This is a genomic window from Prosthecochloris sp. (assembly GCA_015482705.2).
Lineage (GTDB): Bacteria > Bacteroidota > Chlorobiia > Chlorobiales > Chlorobiaceae > Prosthecochloris.
This window is the reverse complement of record JADMLA020000026.1, coordinates 24637-34361: the sequence shown is the minus strand read 5'-3', so window position 1 is coordinate 34361 and position 9725 is coordinate 24637. Positions and strand designations below refer to the sequence as shown.

9 protein-coding genes are annotated in these 9725 nt (G+C 45.6%); 1 reads left to right on the top strand and 8 read right to left on the bottom strand.

The genetic code is table 11. The annotated features are described in order from the left end of the window. The 8 genes from QZ209_RS06405 to QZ209_RS06370 form a co-directional block, all read right to left on the bottom strand. Positions 1–245 (bottom strand): RNA-binding protein (locus QZ209_RS06405; protein WP_294345963.1); only part of this gene is annotated, 245 nt, incomplete at its 3' end. Between the two features lie 210 nt (positions 246–455). After that, the gene (locus tag QZ209_RS06400) at positions 456–1808 is read right to left on the bottom strand and encodes a radical SAM protein (RefSeq protein WP_294345960.1); all 1353 of its coding nucleotides are present in this window, start codon (positions 1806–1808) and stop codon (positions 456–458) included. 3 nt (positions 1809–1811) lie between these two features. Then, positions 1812–2837, bottom strand: coding sequence for a hypothetical protein (locus QZ209_RS06395; RefSeq protein WP_294345957.1), 1026 nt, complete (start codon positions 2835–2837; stop codon positions 1812–1814). Positions 2838–3127: 290 nt separating this feature from the next. Continuing rightward, positions 3128–4816: an AMP-binding protein gene (locus QZ209_RS06390; RefSeq protein WP_294345953.1), complete on the bottom strand. Its 1689-nt coding sequence runs from the start codon at positions 4814–4816 to the stop codon at positions 3128–3130. Between the two features lie 35 nt (positions 4817–4851). After that, positions 4852–6201 (bottom strand): solute carrier family 23 protein, encoded by a 1350-nt coding sequence (locus QZ209_RS06385; RefSeq protein ID WP_294345951.1) that lies wholly within the window; start codon positions 6199–6201, stop codon positions 4852–4854. A 196-nt stretch (positions 6202–6397) separates the two neighbouring features. Further along, positions 6398–7216 (bottom strand): cache domain-containing protein, encoded by an 819-nt coding sequence (locus QZ209_RS06380; RefSeq protein WP_294345950.1) that lies wholly within the window; start codon positions 7214–7216, stop codon positions 6398–6400. Positions 7217–7433: 217 nt separating this feature from the next. After that, a complete protein-coding gene (locus QZ209_RS06375) occupies positions 7434–7814 on the bottom strand; it encodes a type II toxin-antitoxin system VapC family toxin (RefSeq protein WP_294345946.1) in 381 nt (126 codons plus the stop codon). Beyond that, positions 7811–8017 carry an AbrB/MazE/SpoVT family DNA-binding domain-containing protein gene (locus QZ209_RS06370; protein ID WP_294345943.1) on the bottom strand — a complete coding sequence of 69 codons (207 nt, stop codon included), beginning with the start codon at positions 8015–8017 and terminating at the stop codon, positions 7811–7813. The genes QZ209_RS06375 and QZ209_RS06370 overlap by 4 nt, the downstream gene beginning before the upstream one ends. 291 nt (positions 8018–8308) lie before the next feature. On the opposite strand from QZ209_RS06370, the gene QZ209_RS06365 reads away from it, so the two are divergent. Beyond that, positions 8309–9613, top strand: coding sequence for a lysine 2,3-aminomutase (locus QZ209_RS06365; protein WP_294345940.1), 1305 nt, complete (start codon positions 8309–8311; stop codon positions 9611–9613). The last annotated feature ends 112 nt before the right edge of the window (positions 9614–9725 follow it).

Genomic DNA, 9725 nt, shown 5'->3' with positions numbered 1-9725 from the left:
TCTTCACGAGGTCTTGCCTGATTCACCCTTATAGGACGACCGTTTAACTCGGCATCATTCAGAGCATCGATAGCAGCATTGGCCTCTTCATCGTTAGGCATTTCAACGAATCCGAAACCCTTGGAACGGCCTGTGAATTTATCGGTGATGATGTTCGAGCTGGAGACTTCTCCGAATTCGCCAAATGCATCACGCAATTGATCTTCCGTTACACCGTACTCCAGGTTGCCAATATAAATATTCATGTTCTTACCTCATGGTAATTTGTGCTTTGATCAAAAGAGAAACGCTATCAAATAATCAAAAGCACAAATCACCTGAAAGCGTTCAGCCAACCATTGACTAACGCAACAATATAATTTTTTGCAGAAATGAAATCAACAAGAAAAAAAGTGAACAAAGCATCATTTCTATCGCAAAGAAACCATTAAACAGAAGATTACACAACACAATCTTCAACAGGTCTGCTGACTTTTTTCCAGATTTGCGAGATACAGAAGGTGCTCCTCGAGATAATATTTCCAGTTACAGCATGCCCTGTTTTCACCTTCGTACCTGCCACGTATATTCAGCTCCGGACACCCTCCCATACAAACCGGCAACATAGTACAGGAGGCACATTGTGATTCTTCGTCGAAAGGCAGAAAATCATGCCACTTCTTTATTCGTGCATTGAGATGAAGCCCTTTGCAATCAACATATCCTACTGATAGTTCATGGCGGCCGAGATCGAGCCAGCATTTGTATAACTCACCTGACGGTCCGATAACGTAAGAGTCAGGGCCAACAGCCGTACACACACTTTCTTTCAAAACAGGGTATTCTTCCACAACCTGAAAACCACTGTTGTTTATCCCCTTTTTTATGAGCTCGAGCTGAAGCTTGTAAAATGATGCATTGCTGAGACAGTCTCCACTCTGGCATGAAGAAGTATATGAACGAACGGGTGATAGATACAATGCAACACGTCCACTGTCATCGAGAATACGCTTTTCAAGCAGAAGTTGTTTCAATTGCATTACTGAAGATGCATTTCCCTCATTGACATTCATACGTATGCTGAAACGAAGTAAATCACGGCTATTCTTGATATTCTGTAGAATACGGTCAAAGGTTTCCTGACCGTTTTTCAGCATTCGGGTTTGATCGTGAATTTCTCCGGGACCATCGAGGGTAATCTGGGCCAGAGAAATTTCGCATGCGGCAAGACATACCGCAGTTTTCCGGTCCAAGAGATAGCCGTTGGTTATGATGTTCGCCGAATACGGAATATCGTTGTTTCTGCAAGCTGTTATGATCTTTCCGGAAAGAAATTCGAGCGCTTTGAAGCTGTCACCCAACAAAGGTTCTCCCCCATACCAGGTAACATGCATGCTTTTGTATCTGCCGGAAGCAAGAGTTCTATCGATATAGGCAGCGATATCATGCTGAACCTTGTCCGGCATTACCGAATAGTCCGTATACTCGTAGCAGTATGGGCAGGCGAAGTTGCAATCCACCGTAGGTGCTATTGTCAACCCGAAATGATTACGTGTGTTTTTACGCTGCTCGAACCGGTTTGTAACAACCGTTCTTTCGGTAGAAAGATCCTGCACGAAAAAACCTTTCTGACGCATTTCAAAGGCAACAGCCCTAATCTGATCGCTGATATTCGACGTTTCAGCCTCCGCATTCAGCGATTCAACCAGTTCAAGAGCATCGCTGTAGAGTGATGCCCGAAGACGCCCGAAACAAAGAGAATGCGTATTGAAAATCAGAACGTCATCCCCGTCAGGCACTATCACGTTATACCGGGATGGATACAGCATACCTCAGCAAAGCCCGGTACATGCCGGAGCTTTCGGTGGACAAAAACCCGTTTGATCACAATCCTTTGCCTGTAAGACAAGACGTCCGAGATTAAAAGGGATGCCCGAAGCTGCAATCATAAAACGTCCTTTACCGGCATCGAGCAGAGAACTCAAAGGCCCGCGATAGAGCATGTCAGAACGATCGAGCATACAGCCGCTGTTGCGAACAGGATCGAAAACCAGACACGGTAAATTCACGAGACCCGGTTCCGGTTCTTGTTCGCCTGTCGCCAGATCGTAACAATTGACATCACTGAACCCAGCAGCCGCAACCAGAACATTTTTATTGTTCTGCTCGCAAAGTTTATTTGGCGCCTTACAGTCACAGCCGGTGTTTCCGGCAACGCAATCACAATTCAGCGTTCCCCCGGAACACGAAGAAAGTGTGGCACCATGGCAACAGTCATCGTTGGATGTAGCGCCGGAAAATGTTGCTGACGGAACCTTTATCCAGGACAGGACCGGCTCGAAGATACATACCCTCGAGTTGGTGAAACAATGTTTTTGCTTTACCCCGGAAAAACAGCAGGCCAGTTTGTTTCTATAGGTTGCTGATGGAAACAGTGGATCGTTTTTTTCCAACCACCCAACAAGCCAATCGAGAGACTTCATTCTCTCGACATGAAACGAGGTTATTCGTCCAGTCATCGACGCCAGAGCAGAACGCTCTTTTCTGCCGGCTCCAAACCTGGCCATATTGATAATTTCAGCCGGTTCCTGGTAGGCCCTCAAAAACGCTACTGCAGAAAGAACAGCACCATGCAACCCGGTCGAGTTTTTTTTCCCAGCCTCTTTTACCGTCTTTTCATATTGCCCGGCAGCCTGTTTGAGATCAGCATCAGCAATGTCGGTAAATGCTCTGTACCATTCGACCAAATCATGAAAAACCTGTTGTAACGCTTTAGTGCCGAGAGGCTGATCATTTTTCGGCAATGCAGAAATTGCACTCGACAAATTCACCCAATTGAGCAGGATAGCGTTAGACATGGATACCTCCTTTCAAATCGATTATACAAAAGAGACCACACTACCTCTACCCTCTTGGAAATCAAGTCAAAGCTGTAATACTTGCCTGAGGGTTATGGCCAAGCTTTTCATTCAATGTAAGAACAACAGCATAAATAACGTAAAAAACTTTTTTTGCTATAGACCTCGCTCTGATGAACACTCAATTCGAACGTTTCACATACTGCCCGGGAGCAACAACTCCTTGAATGACGGAACCATATTGTTCAATTGCTGAAAGAAAACATGCTGTGCAAAATCGCCGGGAGTTCTCAGGATACCTCTCGACAATGCTCCTCGACGAGCTCACGTCGCAATACCTTTCCAACAAGAGATTTTGGCAGACTACGGGTGAAAGAGAAAAATTTCGGGATCTTGTAAGCTGCCAGCTCCTTTCTGCAAAACTCGCGCAAATCTTCAGCGTCGAGCCGAGCCCCCTCACGCAGCACGACCCATGCCTTGACGGCTTCACCCTGATAGCTGTCAGGTACGCCGGCAACCCCTACTTCACGCACATCCGGGTGAGCTGCGATGACCTCCTCGACATCCCTCGGCCAAACCTGAAAACCGCCTGGCTTGATGAGATCTTTCTTTCGATCGATAATGAAGAGATAGCCATCTTCATCGAGATAACCGAGGTCACCGGTATAGAGCCAACCATCCCGGATGGTCTCCATAGTTTCATCAGGACGCTGCCAGTACTCGCTCATAAGCTGTGGAGCACACATTATCACTTCCCCGACCTCTTTACAAGGCAACTCATGTTTCCCTTCGTCTTGATCGACGATTTTGATTTTCACATCCGGTGCCGGTATGCCGACCGAACCTTCTTTATAGATACCGAGAACAGGAGTCAGAACGGCGCCTATCATTGATTCTGTCAGCGCGTAAGCATCGATGATTCTTCCCCCTGTCAATTCCTCGAACCGTTTCTTCGTTTCGAGCAACAATGGAGCTGCACCGGAAACACAAAGCTTCAAAGAGCTGAGGGCCTTACGATCTTTTGTTACGCTCGGATGATCGGCAAGGGCGGTAAACAATGTCGGAACGCCGGGAAGAACGGACGGTCTGTACTTTTTGATCGTCGCGACAAGATCGTCGAGATCACGAGGATTTGGTATCAACACAAAAGGATATTCGTCGACTAAAGCAGCCCCGAGTATGCCGACCTGAGCGTAAACATGAAAAAGCGGCATATTGATCATAACGATATCGTTACCCCTGTCAAGCACAACACTGAACCAACGGGCAATTTGCATACCGCTGATAATGAGAGCATGATGGCTGCAGACAGCGCATTTCGGCATTCCCGTCGTTCCTCCGGTAAAAAGGAACAACGCAGGATCGGTCGGAAGCGTCGTGACATCGGGCCCCTGCAATCCAAGATGAGCTTTGATCATATCCCCAAACAGGGAATCATCTTCATGAAGCGTTACCGCATGCCCCCCTTTCTTTTCTTTGAAAAGGGTAAAAAGAATTTTTTTCAGCGGTGAAAGGTACTCCTTGATGTTGCTCGCAACGACTTTTCGCAAACCGGTCGAGGGAATTGCCGACCTGACCTTTTCGTAAAAAGGAGTCAGAACAATCGCTATTTTCGCGCCGCATTCATTCAATGCATACACAAGTTCATGTTCGGTATACAGCGGATTCATCGGAACAGCGACAGCTCCTGTTTTCCAGATCGCCAATTCTGAAATAATCATTTGGGGAGAATTCGGCACCAGCAATGCAACCCTTTCTCCTTTTTTCAATCCTGCCGCCTGAAGAGCCAGAGCAAACGCATCGCTTAACCGATCGAGTTCGCCCCAGGTCATCGAAGACCCCTTGAAAAAAAGCGCCGGGCATTGCGGAATTTTTCGAGACCGTTTGCGAACGATATCGACAATGGTGTGAAGAGGATAAGGTTGCAGTGAAGATGGTACCCCTTCGTCGTAATGCTTGATCCATGGTTCTGCGGCCATATGCTATTTTTTGTTTGATTGAAAAAGGTGCTACCTCAACCTGCCGTGTGCTTCAAGCCTGTAAACAGTCTGTCAAGATTCAACACCTGATGCAGAATCACAGCAAGAATTGTCGTGGTTGGCAGAGGATCGGTGAAAAACATTTTCACCAGTTCGGGAGCACGTGCATAGAGCTCAGGTAGAAAAGCCGTGCTCAATCCGAACATCAAGGCAATTCCCACGACGAAAGTTTTCCTGGGTTCCCACTTTTCGGCAAACATTTCGAGTAAACCGGTACAGATCATAAAACATCCGGCAAAAATGATAGAAGCGCCTAAAACCGGTTTAGGCATGAGCGTCAGGGCCACGGTCAGTTTTGGACAAAAAGCAAGCAGTATAAAAATAATTCCTGCAGCGACGCTTATCCAGCGGCTCAGCACTTTCGTGGAGCCGGCGAGTCCTATATTGCTGGAGGACGTATCTACCGCCATTCCTCCCAACAAACCTGCAAGCGCTGTAGAAAAACCGTCTGCGAGCAATCCTTTCCTGATAGGCACATAATCAACTGTTTCACACTCCGGTTCAGAGATTTTCTGCGCAGCGAGAAGATTGCCGAAAGATTTTAAGGAACCACTTATAGCGATAATCGCGAAGGGAACAAGAAGATCTACATCAAAGGCAATGTGACGAAACTCCGGCCCCACTGACGGAAGAGCGAAAAGAGGCATTTCTGCAATCCTGATGAGGCCATGCAGGTACTTCGGCTCCAGCATAACTGCAAGCATCCACCCTGCAATCATCCCGATCAGCAAACAGTATATTTTAACGAATCCTTTCCCCCAGAGATTACTCAGCACCATGATCAAAAGAGACATCATTCCGATAACGATATCTACCGAACGAATTGCATCTCCTTTGTACTCCAGGCCGAAAAGAGAGGTAACGGACATCTTGATAACGCTCACCCCAACCATGGCGACAACAAGCCCAACAATAAACTTCGGAAAAACATGTTTCAATTTCTGAACAACCGGCGAAAGTGCCATTTCAATCAAACCTGCAATAAGAATCATACCACGCAACAGGGGAAGTCCACCCATCCAGGCTGCCGAAAGCGAAACACTGAAATAAGATGGTCCACAAACATTCGGACACAGATAACCGGAACCGATAAACGGAAGCCCAACCGACTGCACAATCGATCCCAAACCCGCAGCAATCATGGAAAAGGTAACCAGCGTTGCACCGAACTCGTAATTCTCGCTGATCTGGGAAGTGAAAATAATCGGCAGGGCCACTGAAATAAACATCAACAGCACATGCTGAATGGAAAGAACGATTAAATGCCCGGCTGGAGGCATCTCGTTGACCGCATACTCGAGAGCCGAAGCTTTTTCCGATATCATAGGATTATCGCCAACCGGTTAAAAAACATCTACAAAACCCATATTGCCTTTCAATCAAAAAACTTACTTAAACATCACCATACCAGACCTTCTGCACAGGGTAACGGGCCATTGCCATCATTGTTCATCACATGGCCCTCCAAACCGAGAAACCATCCATAACCAATCATTCTCTGGTCACCTCTTCAAGGGTGACTCATGGCGGCTGTGGAAGATCGGTAACCGCACCGACATATACCAGGTTACCATCCAAATACGCTTTACGGAGGTAAAGGCTTTTTTTTATCAAACCGCGCTGGTATCTGCTTTTTGCGAGAAAAACCTCCCATGCCGCTTCTTTTTCATTCAGACGTTCCAACGCTTTTTCAAAAGGCCTGTGCCCGGCTTCATCAACACAGTCGACAATATTCCTTTTCTGAAATTGTTTATTCACAACCGGAGATATCAGTGCGGTACCATCCGAACGAAACACGAAAACACGGACGTCCCGGTAATTATACTCGGAAAAAGGATCGGCTATCTCGTCGATAGCCGATGCTCCTTCACTGTTTATACGTTCGACAGCATCATCAACGATAATTCTTATAAACTCTTTTTCCTCATGAGGATAATCAATACCGCCACCGACAAAAAAAACCTTGCCCTCGTTGGTGTTAACCATGAAATGACAAGAGGATTTCGGAACGGGATAAAACTTCCCCGGTTCCCACCAAGTATAATGAACCCACCCATGAGGATTATTCGGATTTCCAATAGCCCTCAGGATAAGCTCTGTTATCTGTTTGCCGTTTTTATCGGTTACACCGAGAAGATTCCTACCCTCCAATTCTGGCATTCCTGCATGAAAGAGGTTCGTACCATCGAGAGAATAAACATAGAGGTAATAGTCGGGGGTAGTATACTTCGAGCGGTTATTCCTGAACCGGTCGATTCCCTGAACGCCCTCGTTTTGCAGAACAAGAGAAGCATCATAGACAAAACGTACAAGATCCCTCGTATCGCGGTACTGGTACATACCGATATCGAGATCCCGATATCTGCTTTGGCAACCCGAAGCTGAAAAAAGAAAAGTCGAAAAAAGAAAAAAGCAAAGCTGACGACAATTCCTTCTATTCTGGAATTTCATAGATGCAAACTTCTGCTGTTGCCAAAACCTACAGCCACTAAGGCTTTTACCTGAATATAGTTACAAGGAAATGATTTACTCAATCCATAAAGAGGAAAACGAGTGTTCAATCCTTTTTTTTCGGATAATATTTGACATCGGGAAAATCTTTCAAAAAAGGATCCTGCGTCCAAACCACCGCCTGGTTGAGCTGAGCCGTCGCAAGAGTGATCCCGGGAGAGAATGGGAGATTGTGCTTGGCACTCAAACGCGCAGCAAGCACTGCTATAGCATCTGTCAGATCGACGGATTGAGATTGCTGCATGAACGCTACAACCTGAAGCGCCTCCGCATCACTCATGGTTTTCATGACATGGGCAAACACCTCATAAAAACAGATGGTCGGTACAATGACCTTATCCATATCACGAAGTGCTTCAAGAAAGTAGGAAGCATAGGGGCCATCATTGAAAAACTCGATCCAGCCTGAACTATCCACAAGATTCATATCCCGCCCTCCGGACCATTTGCCCTCACCTCACTTTTCTTGAGGAATCCTCTCATTTCATGTACCTCTTTATGAGGAATGAGCTCGATACGTTCTCCGTATTGAACAACCTGAATTTTCTGCCCTGGAACGAGCTTGAGCGACTCTCTTATTTTTCTTGGAATAACCACCTGATACTTTGGTGAAATAGTAACCTGTTGCATAAGAATAACATGCGTTATCGTTCAGGAAAACGTAATACAGCACAATTTAGAAACAAAAAAACGTAAAACGAAACATCCATCGATAAGTCGACACGGCAAAAAACATCCGCTTCCACACCGTTATCGATCAAACCTTGCTGATTTTGGTTTATTGACCCAATAGTTGTACATATATGTACAGATTACCTTACAGCGTTAAAGGTTTCATGTTTTTAAAATTCATACAGGTTAGAGCTTTACAATTCCCAATACGCTCTGCCGATATTTTAGCAACCATCAAAAGCAGTTGTTATGCTGAAATATCGCTCATTTGCAGCACACAATCTTCATACACTCCCTCAATACGGAGAAATACCGGAAGAGCAGCTTCATGTCGTTAAAACCGTTGCTGCCGTCTATCCGTTTAGAGTGAACAATTACGTTACAGAACACCTGATCGACTGGTCGAACATTCCGGATGACCCTCTTTTCAGATTGAGCTTCCCTCAAAGCGAAATGCTCGATCCTGTAGATTTTGGACGAATATCCGAACTTGTTCGAACAGAAGCTGAACCGGAAGTGATCCAACAGGCGGCAAGAGAGATACAGCTCTTGCAAAACCCCAATCCTGCCGGGCAAATGGAGCTCAATACTCCTCGCATGAATGATGAGTTTCTTCATGGCATTCAGCATAAATACCGGGAAAGTGTTTTATTTTTTCCATCCGAAGCCCAGGTTTGTCACGCGTATTGCACCTACTGTTTCAGATGGCCGCAATTTTCAGGGCTTGAAAACCTCAAATTCGCAAACAACGACATCGGTCTTCTCGTCAACTACCTGCAAGAGCATCCTGAGGTAAAAGACATTATTTTTACCGGTGGAGATCCTATGGTGATGAACACCGCCCTGATAAAACAGTATATCAAACCCCTCTTGAGCATCCCTACCATAAGAACCATCAGGATCGGTACAAAAGCACTGAGCTGGTGGCCTTACCGATTTACTTCCGATCACGATTCCGACGAATTGCTTCATTTTTTCGAAGATATCGTCTCCTCCGGCAAACATCTTGCCATCATGGCACACATCAGCCATCCTAGAGAAATCGAAACACCCATAGCCATTGACGCCGTTCGGCGTATACGATCGACCGGAGCGGTGATACGCAGTCAATCACCTATCGTCCGACACATTAACGATGAGGTAGGCATTTGGGAAACCATGTGGCAAAAACAGCTTCAGCAGGGCATCATTCCCTACTACATGTTTCTGGAACGGGATACTGGAGCCAAACACTATTTTGAAGTCCCTCTTGCTCAAGCGGTTGAAATATTCAATAACGCGTACCAGAAGATGTCGGGACTCGGCCGAACCGTACGCGGACCATCGATGTCTTGTTCACCCGGTAAAGTTATTGTTGAAGATATTCTGGAAATCAACGGAGAAAAAATATTTGCGCTAAAGTTCACTCAAAGCAGAAATCCGGAGTGGACCAATAAATTATTCTTTGCTGAATACAGCGAAACTGCCTCATGGATAGATGACCTCGTTCCTGCATTTGGTCATGAAGAATTCTTCTTTGAAAAAGAAATGGAAGCCATTTACTCTTACTACTAACAAGAGATACAAGGTCAAAAAAAAGCCAAAACAACTTTCCAAACGTGAGTTGTTTTGGCTTTTTTGTTATAAAAAATATAATTAAAACAAACAATAAACACTGAAAACAAAG

Coding starts and splice junctions, on each gene's coding strand:
- QZ209_RS06400 (WP_294345960.1), bottom strand. CDS start 1,808: ATGCTGTATCCATCCCGGTATAACGTGATAGTGCCTGACGGGGATGAC.
- QZ209_RS06395 (WP_294345957.1), bottom strand. CDS start 2,837: ATGTCTAACGCTATCCTGCTCAATTGGGTGAATTTGTCGAGTGCAATT.
- QZ209_RS06390 (WP_294345953.1), bottom strand. CDS start 4,816: ATGGCCGCAGAACCATGGATCAAGCATTACGACGAAGGGGTACCATCT.
- QZ209_RS06385 (WP_294345951.1), bottom strand. CDS start 6,201: ATGATATCGGAAAAAGCTTCGGCTCTCGAGTATGCGGTCAACGAGATG.
- QZ209_RS06380 (WP_294345950.1), bottom strand. CDS start 7,216: ATGTACCAGTACCGCGATACGAGGGATCTTGTACGTTTTGTCTATGAT.
- QZ209_RS06375 (WP_294345946.1), bottom strand. CDS start 7,814: ATGAATCTTGTGGATAGTTCAGGCTGGATCGAGTTTTTCAATGATGGC.
- QZ209_RS06370 (WP_294345943.1), bottom strand. CDS start 8,017: ATGCAACAGGTTACTATTTCACCAAAGTATCAGGTGGTTATTCCAAGA.
- QZ209_RS06365 (WP_294345940.1), top strand. CDS start 8,309: ATGCTGAAATATCGCTCATTTGCAGCACACAATCTTCATACACTCCCT.